This is a genomic window from Lysinibacillus sp. NPDC048646, assembly GCF_050272295.1.
GTDB lineage: Bacteria > Bacillota > Bacilli > Bacillales_A > Planococcaceae > Lysinibacillus.
This window is the reverse complement of sequence record NZ_JBNNLZ010000007.1, coordinates 41230-66600: the sequence shown is the minus strand read 5'-3', so window position 1 is coordinate 66600 and position 25371 is coordinate 41230. Positions and strand designations below refer to the sequence as shown.

Annotated in this window: 22 protein-coding genes, 1 pseudogene and 2 riboswitches; of the genes and pseudogenes, 18 read left to right on the top strand and 5 right to left on the bottom strand. The window is 38.2% G+C overall.

Annotated elements, in window-relative coordinates:
- Positions 1-139 precede the first annotated feature (139 nt).
- A complete protein-coding gene (locus ACQKII_RS10185; protein WP_427458855.1) occupies positions 140-1144 on the top strand; it encodes a VanW family protein in 1005 nt (334 codons plus the stop codon).
- 53 nt (positions 1145-1197) lie between these two features.
- Here the strand turns inward: ACQKII_RS10185 and ACQKII_RS10180 are convergent, their stop codons facing one another.
- Entirely contained in the window at positions 1198-1815 is a 618-nt protein-coding gene (locus ACQKII_RS10180) for an HAD-IA family hydrolase (RefSeq protein ID WP_427458853.1), read from the bottom strand.
- A 533-nt stretch (positions 1816-2348) separates the two neighbouring features.
- Here ACQKII_RS10180 and ACQKII_RS10175 point away from each other — a divergent pair.
- The 10 genes from ACQKII_RS10175 (at position 2349) to ACQKII_RS10130 (ending at position 14527) form a co-directional block, all read left to right on the top strand.
- Entirely contained in the window at positions 2349-3794 is a 1446-nt protein-coding gene (locus ACQKII_RS10175; protein WP_427458851.1) for a DEAD/DEAH box helicase, read from the top strand.
- A gap of 242 nt (positions 3795-4036) precedes the next feature.
- Positions 4037-4162, top strand: a riboswitch (FMN riboswitch).
- 121 nt (positions 4163-4283) lie between these two features.
- A riboswitch (FMN riboswitch) is annotated at positions 4284-4409 on the top strand.
- Positions 4410-4763: 354 nt separating this feature from the next.
- Positions 4764-5402, top strand: a complete 639-nt coding sequence (gene ribE / locus ACQKII_RS10170; RefSeq protein WP_427458849.1) for a riboflavin synthase — start codon at positions 4764-4766, stop codon at positions 5400-5402.
- Between the two features lie 11 nt (positions 5403-5413).
- Complete coding sequence (gene ribB, locus ACQKII_RS10165) at positions 5414-6043, top strand: 3,4-dihydroxy-2-butanone-4-phosphate synthase (protein WP_427458847.1); 630 nt, start codon at positions 5414-5416, stop codon at positions 6041-6043.
- Positions 6044-6059: 16 nt separating this feature from the next.
- Positions 6060-6527 (top strand): 6,7-dimethyl-8-ribityllumazine synthase, encoded by a 468-nt coding sequence (gene ribH / locus ACQKII_RS10160; protein WP_427459060.1) that lies wholly within the window; start codon positions 6060-6062, stop codon positions 6525-6527.
- Between the two features lie 177 nt (positions 6528-6704).
- Positions 6705-8147, top strand: coding sequence for a spore germination protein (locus tag ACQKII_RS10155; RefSeq protein WP_427458845.1), 1443 nt, complete (start codon positions 6705-6707; stop codon positions 8145-8147).
- A 233-nt stretch (positions 8148-8380) separates the two neighbouring features.
- Positions 8381-8599, top strand: coding sequence for a DUF1540 domain-containing protein (locus ACQKII_RS10150; protein WP_427458843.1), 219 nt, complete (start codon positions 8381-8383; stop codon positions 8597-8599).
- A gap of 538 nt (positions 8600-9137) precedes the next feature.
- Positions 9138-10445 (top strand): sensor histidine kinase, encoded by a 1308-nt coding sequence (locus ACQKII_RS10145; protein ID WP_427458841.1) that lies wholly within the window; start codon positions 9138-9140, stop codon positions 10443-10445.
- 290 nt (positions 10446-10735) lie between these two features.
- On the top strand, positions 10736-11293 hold the full coding sequence (locus ACQKII_RS10140) for a histidine phosphatase family protein (RefSeq protein WP_427458839.1): 558 nt from the start codon (positions 10736-10738) through the stop codon (positions 11291-11293).
- Between the two features lie 26 nt (positions 11294-11319).
- Positions 11320-12168 carry a GNAT family N-acetyltransferase gene (locus tag ACQKII_RS10135; protein ID WP_427458837.1) on the top strand — a complete coding sequence of 283 codons (849 nt, stop codon included), beginning with the start codon at positions 11320-11322 and terminating at the stop codon, positions 12166-12168.
- Between the two features lie 871 nt (positions 12169-13039).
- Positions 13040-14527 carry a malate:quinone oxidoreductase gene (locus ACQKII_RS10130; RefSeq protein ID WP_427458835.1) on the top strand — a complete coding sequence of 496 codons (1488 nt, stop codon included), beginning with the start codon at positions 13040-13042 and terminating at the stop codon, positions 14525-14527.
- A 141-nt stretch (positions 14528-14668) separates the two neighbouring features.
- On the opposite strand, the gene ACQKII_RS10125 is transcribed toward ACQKII_RS10130, so the two are convergent.
- Positions 14669-14947 carry a hypothetical protein gene (locus ACQKII_RS10125; RefSeq protein ID WP_427458833.1) on the bottom strand — a complete coding sequence of 93 codons (279 nt, stop codon included), beginning with the start codon at positions 14945-14947 and terminating at the stop codon, positions 14669-14671.
- Between the two features lie 85 nt (positions 14948-15032).
- Between ACQKII_RS10125 and ACQKII_RS10120 the strand changes: the two genes are divergently transcribed.
- The 3 genes from ACQKII_RS10120 (at position 15033) to ACQKII_RS10110 (ending at position 16853) form a co-directional block, all read left to right on the top strand.
- Positions 15033-15254: a DUF2829 domain-containing protein gene (locus ACQKII_RS10120; protein ID WP_427458831.1), complete on the top strand. Its 222-nt coding sequence runs from the start codon at positions 15033-15035 to the stop codon at positions 15252-15254.
- Positions 15255-15435: 181 nt separating this feature from the next.
- Positions 15436-16191, top strand: coding sequence for a 3-oxoacyl-ACP reductase (locus ACQKII_RS10115; protein ID WP_427458829.1), 756 nt, complete (start codon positions 15436-15438; stop codon positions 16189-16191).
- A gap of 152 nt (positions 16192-16343) precedes the next feature.
- Complete coding sequence (locus ACQKII_RS10110) at positions 16344-16853, top strand: QueT transporter family protein (protein WP_143998102.1); 510 nt, start codon at positions 16344-16346, stop codon at positions 16851-16853.
- A 399-nt stretch (positions 16854-17252) separates the two neighbouring features.
- On the opposite strand, the gene ACQKII_RS10105 is transcribed toward ACQKII_RS10110, so the two are convergent.
- Together ACQKII_RS10105 and ACQKII_RS10100 are read right to left on the bottom strand one after the other, a co-directional pair.
- Positions 17253-18596 carry a TldD/PmbA family protein gene (locus ACQKII_RS10105; protein WP_427458827.1) on the bottom strand — a complete coding sequence of 448 codons (1344 nt, stop codon included), beginning with the start codon at positions 18594-18596 and terminating at the stop codon, positions 17253-17255.
- Positions 18597-18599: 3 nt separating this feature from the next.
- Positions 18600-19988, bottom strand: a complete 1389-nt coding sequence (locus tag ACQKII_RS10100; RefSeq protein ID WP_427458825.1) for a TldD/PmbA family protein — start codon at positions 19986-19988, stop codon at positions 18600-18602.
- A 323-nt stretch (positions 19989-20311) separates the two neighbouring features.
- Between ACQKII_RS10100 and ACQKII_RS10095 the strand changes: the two genes are divergently transcribed.
- The 4 genes and pseudogenes from ACQKII_RS10095 (at position 20312) to ACQKII_RS10080 (ending at position 23756) form a co-directional block, all read left to right on the top strand.
- Positions 20312-21028 (top strand): MBL fold metallo-hydrolase, encoded by a 717-nt coding sequence (locus tag ACQKII_RS10095; RefSeq protein ID WP_427458823.1) that lies wholly within the window; start codon positions 20312-20314, stop codon positions 21026-21028.
- Positions 21029-21042: 14 nt separating this feature from the next.
- Complete coding sequence (locus ACQKII_RS10090) at positions 21043-21642, top strand: WHG domain-containing protein (protein ID WP_427458821.1); 600 nt, start codon at positions 21043-21045, stop codon at positions 21640-21642.
- Positions 21643-22218: 576 nt separating this feature from the next.
- Positions 22219-22412, top strand: a pseudogene (locus tag ACQKII_RS10085) (transcriptional regulator SplA domain-containing protein).
- Positions 22413-22700: 288 nt separating this feature from the next.
- On the top strand, positions 22701-23756 hold the full coding sequence (locus ACQKII_RS10080; protein ID WP_427458819.1) for a cytochrome c peroxidase: 1056 nt from the start codon (positions 22701-22703) through the stop codon (positions 23754-23756).
- Positions 23757-24176: 420 nt separating this feature from the next.
- Here ACQKII_RS10080 and ccsB read toward each other — a convergent pair whose 3' ends face one another.
- The gene (gene ccsB / locus ACQKII_RS10075) at positions 24177-25364 is read right to left on the bottom strand and encodes a c-type cytochrome biogenesis protein CcsB (RefSeq protein WP_427458817.1); all 1188 of its coding nucleotides are present in this window, start codon (positions 25362-25364) and stop codon (positions 24177-24179) included.
- Between the last annotated feature and the right edge of the window lie 7 nt (positions 25365-25371).

Sequence of the window (25371 nt, the reverse complement as noted above, 5' to 3'; positions counted from 1 at the left end):
GAATATAAACTTTTGTAGCGTGTTTTACTTTGTAAATAAGTTAGTAGCCATAAATAAAAATGAAGGAAAATAAACACACTACTATCAATACATGAATAAGATGTCTCTGTAGAAGTACCGTAGAGGTAGGTGTTTGAGCGTGAAGAGAAAATGGTTGGCTACAATTTGTGTTGTCTGTGCTATTGGACTGGCGGGTTGTCAGGGGAAACCGGCAAAAGAAAAAGAATTAGAGAATCAAGTAAATGAATTAACACAACAAATCGAGGAATTACAAAAGCCAGTGTCTGTCGATCAAAAAGACACACAAGAAATAGTGCCTACGGTCGTAAATATTGTCGATCCGAATACAATGGATATCATACAAACCTTATCGCCGAAAGACTTAGGCTATGAAGAAGATGTTGCAACGTATAAAAAGAAAATTGAACAATTAGCGAAAGAGCTTGCAAGAGGGACTAAAACAGAAGCGGGTTATGATAAGCGAATGGTACTCGATCGAATTGATGAAAATGGTCAAATTATTAAAGGAAACCCACAGGTGCTTTTGAAAGAAAATGAATTGGTGGAAAAAGTGATGGCGGCATCAGCAACCGGTGGAGATGTGGAAATGCCGTTATATGTATCAGAAAGTGGTTATTATTTTGAGGATATTCCTTATTTAGAAGATGTTGTTGTCGCCTCCTATACAACGTACTTCAATACTTCAGACGTAGGGAGAAACAAAAACATTGAGCTTTCAGCACAGGCTATTAATAATGTCATCGTCGGCAGTGGGGATCATTTCTCTTTTAATACGGTAGTAGGTCCGAGAGACGAGGCAAATGGCTATCAACCTGCACCTGAAATCATCAATAAAAAAGTAGTGATGGGCATTGGAGGAGGGATTTGCCAAACATCCTCGACGCTTTTTAATGCGGTAGATCAAATGCCAATAAAATTTGTAGAGCGACATCATCATTCATTAGATATAGGGTATGTACCAAAAGGAAGAGATGCCACTGTGTCATATGGTGGATTAGACTTCAGATTTCAAAATACAAGCGATGTTCCATTTTTAATAAAGGCGGTCTATGGTAAAGACTTTCTGACAGTGGAAGTAAGGACATCGGAGAGATATGAAGAGATTTTGAAAAAGACACCATAAAAAAAGATTCCAACAGTAGAGGATGAAGATTACCTACGGCTGGAATCTGCTTATTAAATGATTTCCAAAATTTCGGCTGGGGCGTACACTTTGTAGTCGGGTTTTTCGGCTCGAACCACTTCAATAGCATCATATCCCCAGCTAACCCAAATAATTGGGATGCCAACCTTCTTACAGGCAACAATGTCTCGTTGCTCGTCGCCAACATATATCACTTCTGAAGGCTTTAAATGCTGATCTTTTAAGTATTTATGAATAATTTTATCTTTGCCAAAAATACGACTAGAGCAAATCACATTTGTGACAGTGTCTATTTTGTTCAATTTTAAAAATTCTAAAATATTTTCTTTATCGTTAGAAGAGATGATGGTGATTGTGTAACCCTTCTTTTTGAGCTCTTTTAATAAGTCCTTCATGCCGTCAATAAGGTGGACATCCTTTATGGATTGGCGGTATAACCGATAAAATTGAGGGATAAAGATGGGCATTTTATACATGGGAAAGTTAAATAATTTACTACGCTCCATGATGGACAATTTTTTCAGAGATTCTAATTCTTCGAGCTTTATCTTTTTATAATGATATTTATCAGCTAAATTATTCCACGCAGACATAAAAACCTTCGTAGAATCGGCTAACGTGCCATCAAAATCAAAAATAATATGTTTCATTAGTAGTTGTACTCCTTTAGGATTCAGTCGTATCGTCGTCATATCTTAGTATGTTACTCATTGGGGGGAAATGTAGTCATGCTTTTGTCTTGAGTCCATTGTTTTCTTTTTTTGATAGCTTTACTCACTTATTATGCTTGATAATTGTTTACGAGAAAAGCATTTACATGTATCTATATAGTAAATTAGAAAATTGCCTCAACTTCGAGAGTAGTTATTATTCTCTTTGCTATGTATAATAAGAGTCTGTGTTAAGAACTCATAATGAGTAAAATATCAAACAATTATTTTCATCTAGTAAAATGGTAGTTGCTTTTTGCTCCATTAATAGTAGTACACTTGTTGATTGGAGCGAGCTTGCGAGTGAAGCGGCTCATCAGACGCACCCGGAAAGTGCTCAGCCGGCACGGAAATCACGCCCATTGTATGATGATGAATTCTTTTTTATAGATTGAGTATTTTTATGATGTAATTTTACTCATAATGAGTTAGGAACTAGATATTTGCAAATTGAAAATAAAAGAGGCTTCGTAATGAGTAAAAATGGATTTAAGGATTATACATTAAGTAATGACATAATAATGGCGCTGGATCGCCTAGAATATACACAACCAACAGAAGTTCAAAGCAAGGTTATTCCGTTCGCATTAGAAAAAATGGATCTTGTTGTAAAATCGCAAACAGGTAGTGGGAAAACGGCATCGTATGGCATACCGATTTGTGAAGCCATTGATTGGCTAGAAAACAAACCACAAGCGTTAGTGTTAACACCGACGAGGGAACTTGCTGTTCAAGTAAAAGAGGATTTTACGAATATCGGGAGATTTAAACGCATTAAGGCAACAGCAGTTTATGGAAAACAGCCGATAGCTATTCAAAAAACAGAACTAAAGCAAAAAACACATGTGGTTGTTGGTACGCCAGGGCGTATGCTAGATCATATTGAAAGAGGAACACTGGTCTTAGACAAAATTCGTTATCTTGTCATTGATGAGGCGGACGAAATGCTAAACATGGGCTTCATCGAACAAGTCGAATCCATCATTAAACAAGTACCTCAAAATCGTGTGACGATGTTATTTTCAGCTACGTTACCTGAAAAGGTTAAAGACTTAGCGCTTAAGTATATGAAAACACCGACTGATGTAGAGATAAAGGCTACAGGATTAACTACCGATAAAATCGACCATTCACTTTACGTAGTGGAAGAAGAACAAAAACTATCTGTGCTGCGTAATGTAACGATTGTTGAAAATCCAGATAGCTGCATCATTTTTTGCCGCACAAAGGATAGAGTCGATACGTTATGTGAACAGTTAATCAATTTCGGCTATAGCTGTGATAAAATTCATGGTAGTATGGTACAGGATGCAAGACTTGAAGTAATGAATGATTTTAAAAGAGGCGATTTCCGCTATTTGGTTGCCACAGATGTAGCTGCTCGCGGTATTGATATTGATAATATCACGCATGTCATCAACTATGATTTGCCGTTAGAGAAAGAAAGTTACGTCCATCGTACTGGAAGAACGGGACGAGCAGGGCTACAAGGGAAAGCAATTACACTTGTAACACCATTTGAAGATCGTTTTTTAAGTGAAATTGAAGACTATATTGGTTTTAAAATTCCTAACAAAGAAGCGCCAACTGAAGAAGAGGCTTCGAAAAAGAAAGTAGCTTTTGAAGCGAAAATGGATCTTGAACCAGCATTGAAAAAGGCGAAAAGTGAAAAGCTGAACGAGCAAATCATGAAGTTATATTTTAATGGTGGGAAGAAAAAGAAGCTAAGAGCAGTAGATTTCGTCGGGACGATTGCCAAAATTGATGGTGTATCAGCAGAAGATATCGGCATCATTACTATTACAGATACGTTTACTTATGTAGAAATACTAAATAATAAAGGTCCGATTGTCTTAAAAAACATGAAGAAAACGACGATCAAAGGTAAGCTATTGAAAGTATATGAAGCCAATAAGTAAGAAAACAACAGCCAGTTCTCGGTATTTCACCGGGGACTGGCTGTTTGCTTTTCTTTAAACTGAAGAATCTTATAGCCAATAAATAAATTTTTCGCATTTATCCAATATTCTTCATGATAATTTCTAGGCATGATGGACATGTTAAAGGTCATATATTATAGGAGTTTTTAAGGCTACATGAAAAAAAGATTTTTAGTAGATAATATTGTTGATTAGTGTTATCGTTAATGCAAGCTAAATAAAAAATCCTTCGGGGTCGGGTGAAAATCCCAATCGGCGGTGATGAAGTAATTCAAAGTCCGTGAGCGAAAGCTGATTTGGTGCAAATCCAAAACCGACAGTTATAGTCTGGATGGGAGAAGGGTAAAAAGTGATATCTTTTTAAATTCGTCTGAGTTTAAAAGGTCTATTTGTGTACGCTTTTTACGAACCTACTTCCCATCGGCTGCGTTGGGGAGTTTTTTATTTGGCTAAAATTGAATAATGTGAAATGTTCTTCGGGGTCGGGTGAAAATCCCAATCGGCGGTGATGAAGCAATTCAAAGTCCGTGAGCGAAAGCTGATTTGGTGCAAATCCAAAACCGACAGTTATAGTCTGGATGGGAGAAGAACAATGAGATGGCAACCTATTGAAAATTGTGATATCGATTAGGTTTATTTGATGACGTCTTATAGTGTGAAATCTCCCAACCCCTTACATGTAAGGGGTTTTTTGTTTTTTCTTAGCTGGATCAAATGGCCATCTAGAGGCAAAAGTTTGCTCGTTTTGCAGTTGAGGAGGGACGGATAGCATCCTAAAAGTAGATGGATAGAACGTTCAAAGTGTTGGATAGCACATCCAAAGTGTTGGATAGAACGTTCAAAGTGTTGGATAGCACATCCAAAGTGTTGGATAGAACGTTCAAAGTGGTGGATAGCACGTCCAAAGTGACGGATAGCATCAACAAACGATAGAAAGAGGGTGACAAAATGTTTACAGGGATTATAGAAGATGTTGGCGCCATTAAAACCTTGCATAACAATAGGCAAAGTATGAGAATAACCGTTATTTCTACCAAGATGGTCAGTGATGTGAAGCTCGGTGATAGTATCGCGGTCAATGGTGTTTGTTTAACGGTGACGCATTTTAATGAGCAGGAGCTGACGATGGACGTGATGCCTGAAACGGTGAAAGCTACCAATTTACAGCAACTCGCAGTTGGCGATGCGGTGAATTTAGAGCGAGCCATGCCTGCAGATGGACGCTTTGGCGGTCATTTTGTGTCTGGGCATGTTGATGGTGTGGGGAAAATTTTACGCAAGCGACCGATGGCAAATGCCGTATATATTGATATTGAGCTCTCAGAGGAATTGACGAGCTATTGTATGCCAAAAGGTTCAATTACAATCGACGGTACCAGTTTAACAATCTTTCATGTCGAAAATAACAGTGTCACTGTATCACTCATTCCTCATACGTACAAGGAAACGATTTTAGGTGTGAAAAATGTAGGTACATCCGTCAATATTGAAACCGATTTGGTTGGCAAATACATTCTTCATCAGCTACAGCGTGGTCAAGCAACATCCGCTATAACGCGAGACTATTTAACAAAACATGGATTTTAGGAGGAGATCAATTGTTACATTCAATTGAAGAGGCTTTAGAGGATTTAAAACAAGGCAAAATGATTGTCGTGGTGGATGATGAGGATCGTGAAAATGAAGGTGACCTACTGGCACTTGCGGAGTTTAGTACACCTGAAACCATTAACTTTATGGCGACATACGGTAGAGGGCTTATTTGTACGCCAGTTTCACAGCAACTTGCACAAAAATTAGCATTGCACCCAATGGTGGTAAACAATACCGACAATCATCAAACAGCATTCACCGTTAGTATTGACTACAAGCATACAACAACTGGTATTAGTGCTTATGAACGGGCAATGACGATTCAAAAAATGCTAGAACCACAAACGCAAGCTGTTGATTTTCGTAGACCGGGGCATGTATTCCCCCTTATTGCGAAAGAAAATGGCGTCTTAGAACGCAGAGGACATACAGAGGCTACGATTGACTTAGCGAGACTATGCAACAGTATTCCAGCAGGTATTATCTGCGAAATCATGGGGGATAGTGGCGAAATGCTACGTTTTCATGATTTAGTGCAATATGCAGCACAACATAATTTGAAAATGATTTCGATTGAGGCATTAGCCGCCTTTCGACGTAAGCAAACAAGTGTTGAAAACAAAATAACAGTATAGAAGAGGAGCATTCATGATGGGCAAAACTTTTGAAGCACAGTTAATCGGATCAGACTTAAAAATCGCTGTAGTAGTAGGGCGATTCAATGAATTTATTACAAGTAAATTATTAGACGGTGCATTAGATGGGTTAAAACGTCACGGCGTAAGCGAGGATTTGATAGATGTTGCTTGGGTGCCTGGTGTATTTGAAGTACCATTTATCGCCAAACAACTAGCAGAAACGAAGAATTATGACGCAATCATTGGATTAGGGACAGTCATCCGTGGCTCTACAACCCATTATGACTATGTATGCAACGAATCTGCAAAAGGCATTGCAAGCGTGTCACTTTCTACAAATGTTCCTGTTATTTTCGGTATTGTGACGACTGAAAACATCGAGCAAGCAATCGAACGAGCCGGTACTAAATCAGGTAACAAGGGTTACGATGCAGCAATGTCTGCGATTGAAATGGCGAATTTGAAAAAAATGATTGGCTGAACCCAATTGTAAATAACTATAGAAGTATGTCCTATACGTCGGAGATTTCCATCGATGAATGTTTCGCTTTTTTTGAATATTATTAAATATCATGGGAAAAATATCTTTAAGTGTATGAATGCTTGTGCTGTTCATAAATACACTAACTTCTGGCTAAGTAGGAGATGACGAACATCAATGGAACAAGTAATAACTGTAAAAACTTTGAAAGAATTGTTTCAACGTTCTGCGGATGTACTGTTTGAACAATATAACTTTAATGAACATAAAGTACATTTTATTACGTGTGACGCGATGATCGATCAGCAGCTACTCAATAGTGTCATTGTTCAAAGAGTCCAGTCTCTATTCGAAGATATATCAGCGGAATTGCTAGAAGACAACATAAAAAATGATTTACACATTCCCGATCTTCAAAAAGTAAAGACGAAAGAGGATGCCATTACACTTGTGTATAGGGGACATGTTTTACTCTATTTTGAAAAAGAAAACTTTCTTTTCTCAAGTAATATTGCAAAAAAACCAAATCGAAAACCGGAAGAAACAAGACTTGAATTAATTGTTAGAGGGCCGAGAGATGATTTTATTGAAGATGTTTTTATTAATATTGCCTTAATACGGAAACGAATACCTACAAATTCATTGAATGTGGAGACGTTGGAAATCGGCAAGCGTTCCAAAACAACAGTAGCTGTTCTCTATTTTGAGGATGTCGTAAATAAAAATATGCTGACAACCATAAAAAAGCAACTAAACCAAGTTGATATAGACATAGTGTTTAGTGGGGATTTGCTGATGGAGCGACTTGACAAAAATGATAAAGTCCTTCCGAGGCATGACTATACGGGCCGTCCTGATTTTGCCGTGCAAGCTTTGACCAGAGGACGGATTATCATTCTTGTTGATGGCGTATCGTATGCCGTTATTACGCCTGCAAATATGTTATTACTTTTTAAATCAGGTGAAGATAATGATTATCCAAATATTGCAAGCGCTTTGGAACGATTGCTACGAATAGTAGGCATTTTAATCAGTATACTGTTGCCAGGTTTTTGGCTTGCGCTCTCAACGTTTCATCAAGAACAATTACCTGTGTTACTGTTAGCCACAATTGTTCAATCGAGAAACGGACTGCCCCTTCCAACCGTATTAGAGATACTGATGATGTTATTTATGTTTGAATTATTTCGTGAGGCAAACCTTCGACTTCCGTCTGTTATTAGTGGAACAATGAGTGTTGTGGGCGGTTTAATAATTGGTGAAGCGGCGATTAAAGCTGGAGTAACGAGCCCTGCCATGATTGTGGTTATTGCGATATCAAGTATTGCTGCCTTTACACTTGTCAACCAATCCTTTGTAACGGCGATGAGTATTTTTCGATTGATTTTTGTTCTAGCCTCTGCTTTTTTTGGTTTATTTGGTTTTTTTATGGCGTTGTTCTTCCTCATTCTTTATGCGGCAAATATGCGTGTCTTGGGTGTACCATACTTGAATATTGCAGCAAACCTAAATTGGGCGGATATCAAAAAATCTTTAATACGTGTATCCCCAAAAGGATATAGTAAACGTCCTGAATTTTTAAACCCACAGGATAAGACACGGACACCAAGCAAGAGTTAAACCATTTTTTATTATTTTAGACCAGGTGCGAGTGCCTGGTCTTTCACATTGCGTTTGCAATCCTTTACAGCTAAACTTTGTTCTTTAAAGAGATGGTTGGCCAAATTTAACTTACAATTGCGATAGTAAAAAAATTTGAAATGGACAACCTACATAATGAGGAATATAGGAGAGGTAAGGAAAGGCCTTTTCTGTATTTTTCATGACCTATTTCATGAAAGAGGTGGAGAGCTATGCCAAATGTAGAAGTGAACTGTACCGTTTCAAATTGTCTTTTTCATGCTAAAGGAAATATTTGTGGGGCTGAAGCAATTGAAATCGATATGGATTACAAGTTAGACAGTAAGCATAACACAGAGTTTGCTTCGGATTTTGATTTACAGTTCAAATCTGAAGAAGCAAATCAATCCTCGGACACGTGCTGTAAAACATTTCGAACGAATGGAAAATAGCTATAGTTATTTTAGGTCAGTATATTTTCTAATCATGTAAATCCGCGTCACTTTCCACGGACAAGGCACGAGCCACATTGGTCGCTAACGCTTCCAGTTAGGTCTCGTGCTTTTTCTGTGGCTGAAACTCTACACTTACAATATATGGAAGGGAGGCTAGTTTTTCCGAGAACGATAATGGGTAGAATTTATCAAGAAATCTAATATATTGTGGTTTATTGAGAATAATTGAACTTTATGTAGTGGGAGAATGGTATGATGGTTTTGATACTATTCTCTTTTTTGGTATGAATTTCTGTGTCTTGAGCATGAAATATTATCTATTTGAGTACAAATTGATTTTGTCACTAGATTAAAGTAGGATATATAGGTATGTCTTTATAAATATGATTAATTAATCAATCAAGTTAATTCGGAATTTATTATAGTATAATATTATTGTATAGAAAATATTTATAGATTTTATTTTAATCGTAAATAAAAGCTCAATTTTTAGAAATAGTTAGCTAAATCAATAGATGAGGAAGTACCTGTTTGCATGAAAAAACGTAAAATCAAACTAATTATAGTGTTATCGACAGTCTTATTATTATTATTTACAAGTTTAAATGTCTTTACCTCTTATGTGAAATTGAAAAAGACAGTTGAAGAGTCCATCGCAAATCAAAGTCTTGAAGCAGCAGCCTCTATTGCATCGTCAATTGATATAGATGAGTATAAGCAATTTCTGAATGATCCTGTAAAGAACGAACATTATTGGAAATTAAGAAGTAAATTAAATGATGCAAGAGAACAGCTAGGCGCTTTATTTGTTTATACATTGGAAATTGATAACCCAGAAGTATCAACGGCAATGGTAGTTGGATTACCCGAGGAGCAAACAAATGGTTTTGACATAGGCGAGGTTTGCACAGTACCAGAAAAACAAGTCAGACAAGCTTATGAAGGTCATACATATGTAACAGGTGTCATTAAGGATTCCGATTACGGTTCGTATCTTTCAGTTGGCGCACCAGTAAAGGATGGGACTGGACAGATTATCGCCTACCTAGGTATCGATATTAGTGCGAATACGCTGAATGGTATCAAAGGTAAAATTTTAGAAGACAATCTTTTTAACTTTATCTTTAATGGTGTATTTATTTTAGTGGTAATCGCTTCCTTTTATTTTTTACAGAGATGGTATCAAAAAGAAGTGACAAAGGAAGTAGAGGTAACAGAGGATACTTACCAAACGGAGATTAAAACTTTAATCACCTCTGTGTCCTCTTTGAGACATGATTTCACCAATCATATTCAAGTGCTACATGGTTTTCTTCAATTAGGGAAACCCGATCAGGCACAACAATACCTATCCTCTCTATCTAAAGAAGTTCAAGCTATAAAGACACTAAAGTTAAATATAGATCACCCAGGTCTTTCTATATTATTGCAGACGAAAAAGCTAGCCGCTCAAAACCATAATATTTATATGGATTTTACGGTTTCTCAGGATGCATTCAATAAAATAAAAACGACAGATTTAATTAAAATATTATCGAATTTAATTGATAATGCGATTGATGCATCATCAGAATTACCAGAAGGCCAACGTAACATTACGATTTGTTGTATGGCAGATGATTCCCAGTATGAATTTAAGATTACAAATACAGGACCGACTATCATCGAGCGTGAACAAATATTTAAACAAGGGTATTCAACTAAAAAACCAGAGCAAGGAAAAATAAGAGGTCAAGGTTTGTTTATTGTGAAAGAAATCGTGAAAAAATATAATGGGAACATCTCAATCGAACCGACAAAAGAACTTGAGACGACAGCCATTGTAAAAATTCCTTTAAAGTAAATCTAAAACAAGGGGCTGCCCAAAAAGTAAAAATAGTATGCTAGGAGAGTACTTTCCTGGCATGCTATTTTTTTGACATTAAGAAAAAAATATCCGTAGAGTCCTGCGGGAAAGCGAAGCGAATTTTCTATATAGGAAACGATTGTGATTGTTTGAATGACTTTTGTGACAGCCCCTTTCGTTGCATGCAAGAAAGTAAATTTATCTTTGCCAAAAAATCATTGTATAGGCATTAAAGTTCATACAGTATTAGTAGTCTGAATGGTAATATTGAGGAGGGGAAGTTGTACTTGGAAAAGTCATTGCTGGATTTACTGAGAGAGGGCGGATTCATTTTATATGCTAGGCATGGAGAAGCAACGGTGGGGACCGATCAGCCGTATTTTAATTTTCAATACTGTTATACGCAAAGAAATTTGTCTGAGCTTGGTCGCAGAGAAGCTATTTATTATGGACAAATGCTGCGCTATTTACAAATTCCAATCAGCCCGCCAATTGTCGCAAGCCCTTTTTGTAGAACAATCGAAACGGCGCAGTTAGCATTTCCCAATGTCAATGTTCAAATCGAGCCTTTTTGGTATGACATCTTTAAGTTAGGTGGCAATCTCTCAACCTCTGAACAACATAAGATTTTAATTGATCTGCGGTCAGTATTGGAAATAAAACCACCTCAAGGAACGAACAAAATGATTATTGCCCATAGCTTTCCAACAGGAGTAGGACTGGGCAAAATCTCAAACTTAGGAACTGTGATTGTCAAGCCTAGAGGTCAAGGAAACGGCTATGAGATTGTGAAACAATTGTCATTAGCTGAATTAGCCGATCTAGGGAGCAGCGAGTTAAAATAAATCATTCATAGAATAGAGGGATACTCATGGAAATGAAAACTGTATCACAATGTACATTGGAAGAAGTTTTAATAGCTTGGAATAAAGGCTTTGAAGGATATTTTGTGCGAATTGAGATGAGCGAAGAGATGTTTTTAAACCGACTCGTAAGGGAGGAGCTATCTCCAGAGTTATCCATTGTTGCCTTTGATGGAAATACGCCAGTTGGCATTGTCATGAATGGGGTTAGACATTTAAATGGAAGAAAGACGTCATGGAATGGTGGAACAGGTGTCTCACCGGACTATCGAGGGAAGGGCATTTCACGCGCTTTAATGGACGAAACATTGGCAATCTATGCAAGAGAAAACGTTGAAATTGCTACGCTTGAAGCAATAAATGAAAATAGTAAAGCTATTGCCCTCTACGAAAAGTATGGCTATGAAATAACGAATCACTTGCTGTTTCTAAGTGGCGCGTTTGAAGCACATGTTCAGGAGCCAATACAGATGCAGGTAGAAACGATTCGCCCAGAGCAGCTTTCAAACTTTTCTTTCTATAAAGAAGATGTGCCTTGGCAATGTAGTTGGCATAGTAACAAGCAGGGAGAAGCAAGCGTATTTTATAATCAAGAAAATGAAGCAATCGGTTATATGTTATATAGAAGTGTTTGGAACAATGAGGGACAATTAGAAAGTTTACGATGCTTCCAGCTAGAATTGCTTGAAAAAGGCACTGTAGAAGATATTCCTCATTTCCTGGCAAGTTTAACCAACGAAAAAGTAAGCATCACCGCTGTTAATTTCTTAGCCAGCAATCCCGTAACGAACTATTTACTAGAAAACGGCTTGGAAGTGACAACTGAGCAAGTGCAAATGAAGAAGAAGATGGATTGATTGTTTGTGTTGTAGTTCATGCCTAAAAGGAGAGCAAATCATATTTTTTTACAATCGATGGACTCAGAATGTCCAAATGATTTATAAACCCTAGAGAAATATCACATGCATTGTCAATCTGTGGAGAAGATAATGGCGTATTATCCCTCATATACCATTAAAGTAAATAATGTAATGTAAGGGACAGTACAACGATTATTTCTTGGGAAGTGACCTTATTGAAAGCTGTATCAAGACCGAGCAATGAATCAAGGAAGTCTTTTATTTGAAAGAGGTGAAATTTCACCTCTTTTTTTAATATTTGATAATATAAAATATTCTAATAATTTTGGTTGTTATATGGTAAAATTTATAGGGTGCGAATAAAAGTTTTAAAAAATGGGGGTGTTTATGTGAATAACAGGGCTTTGGTGGACATGGTTCGTCTTGTAGCAGAAGTCGAAAAACCATGAAAAATGGATGGAAGACTTGAAAACGATATTAAACAATGAAGGGTGGTTTATGCAAGTAACTTAGTTAAGTGTTTGTAAAAGATTCGTGTGTTGTCCTTTATACATAATTTAATATGCGCTGAACCATATTACAAGTAACAACAAATATTAGCTCGAAGGCAACTTGCGAAATGTTGCGAAATACAGGAATGTGCTAGGTCCTGTAGAAGGAATTCTCGCTTGTCCCCTACTTCTGACTAGCTTACAACTATCGTATAGATAGTAGATATTTTAATCTATAATTAAATGTGATATACTGCAATAAGGTTATAATTGATACAGAAAAGTTGTGTTCCTAAGTCGCATCTTGTCTTATTGTGACTGCCAAACAGGAGCGCCTACATCCTTTCTGCAAATCTTAATATATAAGGAAGATAAAAATGAGTAGCAAACAAATTAAATCAGACGTCATCTTAATTGGTGCCGGAATTATGAGTGCGACTTTGGGAACAATGCTCAAAGAATTAGCACCAGACTGGAATATTACAGTGTTTGAGAAACTTGCAAACGCCGGAGAAGAAAGCTCTAACGAATGGAATAATGCGGGAACAGGGCATGCAGCATTGTGCGAGCTTAACTACACATCTGAAAAACCAGACGGCTCTATCGATATTAGCAAGGCCATCAATGTGAATGAACAGTTCCAGGTTTCTATGCAGTTTTGGTCATATCTTGTCAATCGCAAGCTCATCCAAAATCCAGAAGACTTCATCATGCCCTTACCACATATGAGTATGGTGAGAGGCGAAAAAAATGTCGAGTATTTGAAAAAACGTTTTGAAACGATGTCGAATAATCCATTGTTTAAAGGGATGGAATTTTCCGATAACCCAGAAAAACTAATGGAATGGATTCCGCTTATTATGCAAGATCGCCCAGCGGATGAAGCGATTGCGGCAACAAAAATTGACACAGGTACAGATGTCAATTTTGGAGCTTTAACGCGTATGTTATTTGACCACTTAAAAACGCAAGATGTCGATATCAACTACAATCATAGTGTTGAAAGCATTAAGCGTACGAAAGACGGCTCATGGGAATTAAAAGTGCATGATATCGATGGCTGTAGAATGGAATATCATACGGCAAAATTCGTCTTCCTCGGAGCTGGTGGCGGAAGCTTAGAGTTATTACAAAAATCAGGTATTCCTGAAGGCAAACATATTGGTGGATTCCCGATTAGTGGATTATTCATGGTATGTAACAATCAGGATATTGTTGAGCAGCATCATGCCAAAGTATACGGCAAAGCTGCGGTTGGTGCGCCACCAATGTCTGTGCCGCATTTAGACACAAGATTTATCGATAATAAAAAATCATTACTATTTGGACCGTTCGCTGGCTTCTCACCGAAGTTCTTAAAAACAGGTTCCAATATGGATTTATTTGCATCTGTCAAACCGCATAATATTACTACGTTATTGGCGGCAGGCGTGAAAGAAATGGGCTTAACAAAATATCTGATCCAACAATTGATGTTATCAAAAGATCAACGTATGGAAGAGTTACGTGACTTTATCCCGAACGCGAAGAGCGATGATTGGGATATTGTCGTTGCTGGCCAACGTGTACAAGTCATCAAAGATACGGAAGCTGGTGGCAAAGGAACGCTGCAATTTGGTACGGAGGTTGTCAGTGCTGCTGATGGCTCTATCGCTGCCTTACTCGGTGCGTCTCCAGGTGCATCTACTGCCGTTCCAGTTATGATTGAAGTCATTAATAAATGCTTCCCTCAGCAGGTAAAAGAGTGGGAACCAAAATTAAAAGAAATGATTCCTTCTTATGGCATAGCATTAGTAGAAAACCCAGCGCTTCTTGAAGAAGTTCATAGTTCTACAGCGCAAGTGCTAGGTTTAAGCAAAAACTAATCATATTAATAAAATATAGAACCTTTCATCCATTTTTGGATGGAAGGTTCTTTTTTACATTCATGGTAGAGGGGCTACGATGAACCGTATCAAAAAAGATGGCGGAAAGTGGCATTGCAGGTTGGTAGTTCGGTTTGTACATTAGCGAAGGATGCCTCCACCAAAGCGATCCCAAGGGCTACCTGAGCGATAGCAGTCCCCACCCGAGCGATATCGTGGGCTACCTGAGCGAAGGATACCCTCACCCGAGCGTTCCAAAGGGCTACCTGAGCGATGGATGCCCTCACCCGAGCGTTCCAAAGGGCTACCTGAGCGAAGGATGTCCCCACCCAAGCACTCCAATAGGCTACCTGAGCGATAACTGCCCTCACCCGAGCGATCCCATGGGCTACCTGACAGGGATTTTTGGGAGTTTAACACACTGCAGTTGTAAACGCGGTAAATATCAAGTATACTTTTTTCGGTGTAGAAATCTTGCAATGACTGAGAAAAAGGATGAGTTAAGATGACGTTTGAAGAGGTATTACCACGTTTAAAAGCGGGCGAGAAAGTAATTCGTGATGGTTGGGGCGGCGCCGAATTGTATGTGAAGCTTGTTGGGCAAAGCGAACATGATGGCGAGAATTTAAATCCGTATTTTTTAATAAATGTACGTGGTGAGGGCTACACAATGTTCACACCAACTGTCTGCGATTTGTTAGCAGAAGATTGGATAATGGTAGATTAATCGTAAAGAGAAGCCATCTCAAATAACTACTGAGATGGCTTCTTTCTGTTCCCACAAGCGTCGTCGTTCACCTCAAATTGGAGGAGAAGAACGCATCCACTAGGGGGCGATCAATTAATTGTGGGGGAAGAAGAAAACCTCCACTGATTGAAGTTTCACTTTATAGAGAAGGAGAGATGTTATGAAGTTTGAAGAGTATGTGGGCAAGACGGTATTTGTAACGGGTGCTGCTTCAGGTATTGGTCAGGCTCAAGCCATTGCATTTTTAGAAAATGGGGCCAATGTATTTGGTTTTGATTTAGAGGAGCAGGGATTATTCAATCTACATCAACGATATCCTAAACATTTTGCTTACAGCTTAGGCAGTGTATGCAATAAGAACGATGTAGAGCAAGCATATGAACAAGCAGTTTCAATATATAAACATGTGGATATTTTATTAAATACTGCAGGTGTATTAGATGGCTTTGCAAAAACGCTCGATACAGATGAGGCGTTATGGGATAAAATCATGAATACCAATGTCAAGGGTACTTATTTTGTGACGAATACGATATTACCTCATATGGTAAAACGTAAATCAGGTGTCATCGTCAATATGGCGTCTATTGCAGGGCTTGTTGCTGGCGGTGGTGGTGCGGCGTATACAGCATCCAAACATGCGATTGTTGGTTATACGAAGCAGGTAGATTTAGATTATTGTCGTGATGGAATTCGTGCCAATGCCATCGCACCTGGAGCCATTCAAACACCAATGAACAAGGCAGACTTTGAGGGGAGTGGCGACATGGCAAAATGGGTAGCGAATGAAACACCGGCAGGTCGCTGGGCCCAACCAAGCGAGGTGGCGAATTTAACGCTTTATTTGGCGAGTCAGGCAGCTGATTATATGCATGGTGCCGTTATTCCGATTGATGGCGGGTGGCTTACAAAATAACATTGTTCAATCGTAAATTCTTTTGCTATAATACGCAAGTAAGCAAAATTTGGCTTGCACTACGACACTTCAGATAGGGCGATTGGCTCTCTTCCTTTGGTCGTAGTTATGACTAAAATAGCGCATTGGCTATTTTACAAAGGAGAATAAAATTGAATACATCTATTTTAAAAGACTCATCTCGTACGTCTGTAAGTGAGCTTACAAAGACGGCACTTGTCGCGGCCCTGTATGTGGCTGTAACTGTTTTATTGGCAGTCTTTAGTTTTGGGGCTGTACAACTACGTTTGTCGGAGATGTTCAACTATCTAGCGTTGTACAACAAACGTTATGTATTAGCAGTGACAATAGGCGTAATACTGGCGAATTTTATGTCACCCACTTGGATATTAGATGTACCTATTGGTGGGATTGCGACATTCCTTGTGTTAATCCTGTGCCGGAAAGTAACAAAAAATATCACAAATGACATCTTGAAAATGGTTGTGACTGCATTGATTTTTGCGTTCTCGATGTTTACCGTAGCAGGTCAATTAACAATCCTCTATGATCTTCCGTTTTGGGCAACTTGGTTTACCGTTGGGATTGGGGAGTTATTGTCAATGACGGTTGGTGGTGTAACGATTTATTTATTAAATAAAAAAATCGATTTATCAAAATAATACAAAGCACATTCACATCAGTGAGTGTGCTTTTTCTGTATGTGTAATCCAATGCTGATGGTTCACCATCACGCGGGGAGGTGGTTGCACGTTACGCTTCGCTGTTGCGCGAAGAAGCTGGGACATAACTTTAAAGAAAGAGGAGCAAAGGCGTTATTAAATTTTTGCTATCTAAAAATGAAGAAAAATTTAGACGTTCTTCCTTTTGGAATAAATAAAATTCAGAAGAGAGTACTAGTTGATGGTAGCGAAGGCGGCGACTCCTGGGGGATTAGCGTGACGCCTGAGACTACAGGCTTAGGCCACGCCCCCGGAAAGCGTCCGCCGTAGCGGACATCAACGCTTACAGCAAAAAAGTGTTAGATCGACATCAGTCAATCTAACACTTTTTCTCTTTTGTTATTCAACCGTAACGGAAAGCTCCTTCACTAGGAGAGAGGAGGAGCCGTAGCCTTGTGGAAGGAAGTAAAGCTCTGAGCTGGTTTCCTCAATATCTTTCATAAGATCAAAGAAGTTACCAGCGATTGTCATTTGTTTGACAGATGAGATGATTTTGCCGTCTTTAATATGGAACCCCGTTGCTGCAACAGAAAAATCGCCGGAAATAGTATTTGTACCCGAATGAAGTCCGGATAAGTAAGTGATAAGGATTCCTTCTGAAATGGCAGCAATTAAGTCAGCTTGTGTTTTCTTGCCGGGTGGAACATATAAATTTTGAGGTGCGATTGTCAGTGTGCCTTTGTAAGAATTTTTATGCGCATGACCGCTTGTGGCGCAGCCTTCAATTTTTGCGGTTTTTCGGTTATGAAGCAGTGTTTGTAACGTGCCATTTAAAATAATCGCTTGTTGTTTCGTTGCAACACCTTCTCCGTCAAAATTTGAGCCAGTCAAAGCTTTAGGATGAAAGGGGGCATTTAACAATGTAAATGCATCGGAGGCCACTTTCTGTCCAACTTTTCCTTTTAATAGGGACTGATTCTTTTGAGCATTTTCAGCCGAGAATATAGGCATAAAGGTTGCAAGTAATGCAGCTGTTGCGTCATAGCGTAAAATAATTGGATATTTGCCAGAGGGGATAGATTTCTCACCTAGATTAGCAAGTGCTTCTTCAGCGGCTTCTTTGGCAATTTCTTCGACATCAAGCGCATAAAAATCACGTGTCATTTTCAAATAGCCAGCAGTTTTCAATTCTTCACCATCTTTGACAACTGTTGAAATGAAGATCACCAAGCCATTCTCTTTTTGTGATAATGATAGATCCTTACTATTTACCAAGGAACGTTCAGTTGAAAACTCTTTCAATAAGCAATAATCAAGTGTCACGATTCGTGGGTCATACATACGTATTTTCTTTTCAATAGAGCGTAGTAGTGCTATCTTTTCGGGAATTTCAATATTCGCCAGTTCTTCACTATAAAACTGATGGCCTGCGTATTCGCTACTGCCTTCGAAAATATCGATTCCTTCATCTTCGTCAAGTATGTCTGCATTGGCTTTGGCGCTGTCGATTAAGAATGGAATCGAATCATCGTCTAGTTTTTCGGTATAGGCATAGCCCATTTTTCCATTATAAAGCCCTCGAAGACTAAGACCACCATCTTCAGATGTCTCGTAGCTATCAATTTGACCTTCATAAAGCTTGCATTCAAAGGATGTCTTACGTTCGAAATAAACTTCCACTTCTTTAAAATCAGCATCTACCGCTTGTTGTAGCAGTTTTTCTTGGAATTCAGCGATTGTCATAAATTATTCCCCCTTTGTTCCACCAACTGTAATTTTACTAACGCGAATCATCGGTTGGCCGACATTCACTGGAAGACTGCCACTGACTGATCCGCACATGCCTGCACCATGCGCTAGATTATTCCCGACACGATCAACTAGCTGTAATGTTTTTGCCCCGTTTCCAATAAGTGTTGCACCGCGTACAGGGCGATCAATTTTACCGTCTTGCACGGTATAGGCTTCCATCACTGCGAAGTTATAATCACCAGTCGCCGGATTTACTTGTCCGCCACCCATATATTTTGCATAAATACCGTATTCGGTTGAGGCAATAATATCTTCTGGTGTAGAGGTGCCTGGTGCGATATAGGTGTTGGTCATACGTGATGTTGGACTGAAACGATAGGATTGGCGACGTGAAGAGCCAGTCGGTTCAGTATTCATGCGCCGGGCATTGAATTTATCAATCAAATAACCTTTTAATATACCATTTTCAATTAAGATGTTTTTGCGCGTTTTTTCCCCTTCATCATCCATATTGAGAGAACCCCATTCATTAGGGAGGGTGCCATCATCAATATATGTAACAATATCGGGTGCCACTTTTTCGCCAATGCGATTTGCGAATACGGAATTATTTTTTGCGACAGCTGTCGCTTCAAGTCCATGACCACAAGCTTCGTGAAAAATAACACCACCAAATTCATTATCAATGATGACAGGGAATTTACCGCTTGGACATTCATCCGCATGAAGCATTGTAATGGCAATACGTGACGCTTCGCCTGCATAGTGATGAAGGTCTAGGTTTTCCATAAATTCAAAGCCGGCATGTGCCCCTGGACCGTAGAATCCTGTTTGCACTTCGTTCCCTTCGGCGGCAGTTGCTTGAATTGAGAGTCTACTATAGATCCGCGTATCCTCCACAAATTTACCTTCCGAGTTAGCAATGAGGATATGTTGTTGTTCATCCAAATAGCGAATGCCAACCTGACTGATACGTTCATCATAACTTCGCGCAATTTCATTTGCCTGTCGCATGACGTCTGCTTTTCTTGCATGTTCGACAGTGTTTGGTGTTTTTAAGATTTTGTGAATAGGGGTTATATGCTCTGGATGGAGCGGAAGAATGGTGCCAGCAGTGCCCCCCTTGATGGCAAGTGCGGCTCGCCTTGCTGCTATTAACAAGCCTTCTTCTGAGATATCGTTTGTGTATGTGTAAATAGATTGGAGTCCACTAAAAATACGTATGCCAATGCCAAAATCTCGTCCAGATATACTTTGTTCCATCTTGCCGCCTCGTAAAGTTAGTGAATTCACGTATTTATCTTCAATGAATAATTCTGAAAAATCTCCCCCTGAAGTAAGGGCTGCTTGCAGTACATTTTCAATAACCGATTGTTTAATCATCTATCTTCCTCCTTTTCTCAATTGTAGCGTACTTACTATATTTATTTACAGAATAATAGAAAGATTCCATATTTTGATGATTTACAGAAAGTAAGTTAGAAAAATATTTTTGAAGAGGAGAGAGGGTATAAATCATCGGTTACATACATATGAAATTCGGAAATCTCCAATATGTACAAGCTATGCAGAGAAATAGTGGATGAAAGTGGCGGATTTCTTGGGTGAAAACTTTTTTGTGTTTTTTTGATTAGAAATATTGCAAAAACTAATCATATTAGTTAAAGTATTAATAAGATTAGTTTTTGGAAGGGAATTGATGAAAAATGAAGATAACAAGGATTGGTACAGTTTTTCAATTGTCATTTATGCCAAGATTATTTCCTGTTAATTGTTATTTTGTAGAAGAAGAAAACGGGCTTACGCTGATTGATGCAGCGCTGCCATATAGCGCAAAAAGTATCATGGATGCGGCCGAGGATATAGGAAAACCGATTACAAGAATCATTATTACGCACGCACATAATGATCATATCGGCGCGCTAGACACGCTAAAAGAATTATTACCTGAAAGTCAGGTGTACATATCTTCTAGAGATGCGCTGTTATTAGAAGGAAATTCGATGTTGCTACCGAATGAAAAAAACGTACCCATTCGTGGAGGTCTTCCCAAAAGTATTACAACAAAACCAGATGTATTACTTGAAGAAGGTGATCGTGTTGGTTCATTAGAAGTGATTGCAACACCAGGTCATACCCCAGGTTCTATCAGTCTTTTTGACACACGCAATAGAAGTTTAATTGCTGGCGATGCACTAATAACTAGGGGAAAGCTAGTAGTATCTGGCATGATGAATCCATTGTTCCCGTTTCCAGCGCTAGCAACATGGGATAAATGCACAGCTCTTGAAAGTGCCAAAAAATTAAGTGATTATAAGCCAAACTTACTCGCTGTTGGTCATGGGAAGATGTTAGAGCAACCCCAGAAACTTTTGGATAGGGCCATCGCACAAGCAGAAATCAAATTTTTACAATCAAAATAGGAAGTGAGAATAACATGTCACGACGAATAAAATTAGATGTATCGATTATTTTACAAAAGGCAACTGAGTTAGTGGATGAATATGGGCTAGATCAACTTTCAATCGGGTTATTAGCAGAAAAATTGGAAGTGCGACCGCCATCCTTATATAACCATCTAGATGGCTTAAATGGTTTAAAGCAAAAGCTAGCCATTCAAGGTGTAAAAAAGCTAAATGAAACGATGCTTCAATCTGCTGTAGGGCGCTCAGGGGATGATGCTATTCGTGCCATTAGTCAAGCATATATTCAATTTGTAAGAATGCATCCGGGACTTTATGATGCGAGCACGCGCTTTCCAGATGCGAATGATCAAGAGTTACAGCAAGCACAGGAGGCTGTTGTGCAACTGGTAGTTCAAGTGCTAAATGCTTATCATTTGCAAGAAGAAATGGCGATTCATATGGTGAGGGGATTGCGAAGTATTTTACATGGCTTCACTTCGATTGAACAGATGGGCGGATTCGGGATGCCACTAGATATCAATCAAAGCTTTTCAATCCTCATAAATACCTTTATTGAGGGCATACATGCAGTAGCTTCCAATGAAGATGGATTTATACAGGTGGATAATTAACCTTTCTGTCCACTTGTTGTAGGAATCATGATTATTAAAAATAGCCTCTTATAATCTAGTTTTTAAAGACATGACATAATTCTCCTCGTCTTTAGCCAAACTGATGGAAATGACTTGAGGAAGGTGATGACATCCAGAACGACTATCATGCAGGTGATATTGTCTATATTTTTTAACCCGCATTAACGGTCAGTAAAAACGTCCACCTCAAGTGGAAAGAACGAGGTGGTCGATCAACTGACCGTAAAAGCCCGATTGGTTCGGGGCAACAGGATGTTTAATGTGCGAAAGCGAAGCGGCAGCGACAGGATGTTTAATGTGCGAAAGCGAAGCGGCAGCGACAGGATGTTTAATGTGCGAAAGCGAAGCGGCAGCGACAGATGTTTTTTGTGCGAAAGCGAAGCGTCAGCAACAGATGTTTTTTGTGCGAAAGCGAAGCGTCAGCAACAGATGTTTTTTGTGCGAAAGCGAAGCGTCAGCAACAGGATGTTGGTCACACAAGCTTTTTCACAGAATGTGAAGGTTTTAGCTTGTGTTCCTCTATTTATTGTGGGGGATGAAGAAAACCCCCACTGATTGAAGTTTCGCTTTACGGAATCACCTATTCAAGAAATAGCGAATATACAGGAAGCGGCTGTGGTGAAGAATCCAGATAATCCAATGAATTAGCGCTCTTTTTATTTGAAACGTACTATCCTTTAACGACTGACCTTGTGGTATTTGCAAGTGAAGTAGATGCGGAACAGGCGTATCATCAGTATTTTCATTGATGGAGGGTGCACATGAAAAAGCCATTTACACAATGTTTTTTACAAAGAGTACACTTTAGATTGTATGAGCTCATTACAATTATTTTCACAGTAAAAACAGTATGTAAATTATTAATTTCAGAAAATTCACTTTATATACATACTTTATTGTAATTAAGAATATAACGTTAGGATTTTTGTAATATAATAAATTTAAATTCATGAAATAACTGTTAGTTCTGAAAATACTATCATTTTTTATGAATTTGAAAAGGTACATATTTTGAAAATTTTTGGAGGTGTAACTCAATGAAAAAGTATTTTTTGTTAATGGCAACTTTTTTGACAATCGGTATTTTGTCAGCGTGTTCGTCTGATGATGCGGACAACACAAAATCAAGTGACAAAGAAACGAAAATAACTGTGTCTGCTGATGAGGAGGCTATTGCTTCTGCAAAAGCTGTGTTCCAACAAATAGGGGAAGTTCCGGTTCCGGAAGATAACCCGATTACGGATGAAAAAGTTGAGTTAGGGAAACGTTTATTCTTTGATTCTAGATTATCTGGGAACAATGTTCAAAGTTGTAGTTCATGTCATCAACCTCAAGCAGGCTATGGGGATAATTTAGCTACATTTATTGGGTTTGAAGGTTTCAAAGGTCATAGAAATAGTCCTACAATTATAAATTCGGCGTATTATTCTGAAAACTTCTGGGATGGACGTGCTAGTAGTTTAGAAGAACAAGCGCAAGGACCTATTACTGCAGAAGGTGAAATGAACCAAGATCTTGATGGATTAGTAGAAGAATTAAAAGCAGTTCCTGAATATGTAACTGATTTCCAAACAGTTTTTGATGAAGACATTACTGTTAATAATATTATGAAAGCAATTGCTACATTTGAAAGAAAAATTGTCATTAATGATACTGCTTTTGACAAATACTTAGCCGGTGATGACACTGCAATTTCTGATGTAGCGAAAGAAGGAATGGTACTTTACAATGGTAAAGCAAGTTGTATTGTGTGTCATACGACGTCTACATTGTCTGATGGAAAATACTATAACTTAGGTATTGAAGGCGATGAAGGTCGTTATGCAGTAACTAATAATGATGCTGATAAGGGTGCATTTAGAACGGCTTCTTTACGTGGGGTTACTCATACAGGCCCTTACATGCATGATGGTAGTTTAGCTACATTAAAAGATGTTGTTGAGTTCTATAACGAAGGCGGAGGAGCAGATGCTAATAAAAGTAATCTAATCCAACCACTTGCTTTAACTGATGAAGAAATTAATCAATTAGTTGCTTTCTTAGAAACTTTAGGTGGAGAAGTGCCACTAGTAGAAGCTCCTAAAGCGTACTAAAATAATATGTAAATAAAATTTAGGAACTATTGCAAAATACCGAAAGGTCAAAAGCATTGGTTCCTTTTTTAATGAACGAAAAAAGAGGACTAAAAAATCTCAGAATAGTAGTTATGAATAAAGAAAAATAACTATTACAATGGAAGAGGATTATCTGAAGGAGACTCGAAAGTAATGTTGAAGCAGGCGATGCTTATTGTTGCTGCCATGAATTTGAAGAAAATTACTATTTGGTCATGGTTAGAAATACACACTGTGTTAGCAGTGCTGCTCATAAGAGTTACTGACTTTAAACTTACACGTCATCTGAATGTAAATCACAGAAAAAATCACAAGGTTTCGGGATTCACCAGCATTCCTGAAACCTTGTGTCTTCAATCTAAAGGCTCCGTGTTTAACGGAGCCTTATTCCGATCTTTATTAACCTGCATATGAATGCAGACCTGCAAGTAAAAAGTTAACGAATACTAGGTTGAAAATAATAAGTCCAAATCCAACAATAACTAACCATGCGGACTTTTCACCTTGCCAATTTCGTGATAAACGTAAGTGTAAAAAAGAAGAATAAAATAACCAAGAAACTAATGCCCAAACTTCTTTAGGATCCCAACTCCAAAAACTACCCCAGGCAATTTGTGCCCATATCATACCAAAAATTAAAGCACCTAGTGTAAAAATCGGATAGCCAATTAGTACAGAACGATAGCATATTTCATCTAGCAAATCGGCTCTAATATTCTTAGTAAACGGTTGTAAAATAGCAGCGAATCGCTTTCTCGTAATCAATCGAACTAATATATATAAAATTGCGCCAAAAATAAATGACCAAATGAATGTATTTATTTTATTTGAATCAACAACATCACCGATAAACGAAGGCGTTTCAATAAATGAATCGGAGCCTGTTTCAGATACTAATACGCCGTCGGTTGGACCTAAAATAATTGGCATACGATATTCGATATATTTTTCTCCATTATCAATTTGGAAAACTGCTGCGTATCTACCTGCAGTAGTAAATGAAAGTGTAGCAATAATAAACCCTGCTGTAACAAATAATGTAAAAAGAACAGCTTCTAACCAAAAAGTCTTTTTAGATTTAATATTCTGGTCTACTACTTTTACTAAGTAAATGATAGCAATAACGAAACTAACAGCTAAAATTCCTTGCCCTAACGCAGACAACATGACGTGAATTTGTAAAAAGTTACTTTTTAATGAGGGTGCAAGGGGAGTAATGTCTCTTGAAAACATACTTGCAAAACCTATCATTAATACAACTAACGGTAATGTAAACATTCCTATTACACTTAAACGATAAATGAAAAATAGTATAATAAACGCGATAATAAACATTAATCCAAAAAAGGTTGTAAATTCATACATATTACTGACGGGTGCATAGCCACCTACTATCCAACGGAGTATAAAGGAAGTAATTTGCGAAATACATCCAATGATTGTTATCACAAATCCAATATTAGCAACCTTTGCAGAGTTCTTTATAGCTACAGCTTTTTTCTGGCGTATAGAAGCTCCAAAAAATAATGTAGCAACTAAGTATAAAGCAAAGGCTATCGTTAATAAATATCCACTTGCTTCTTGCATTATTTAA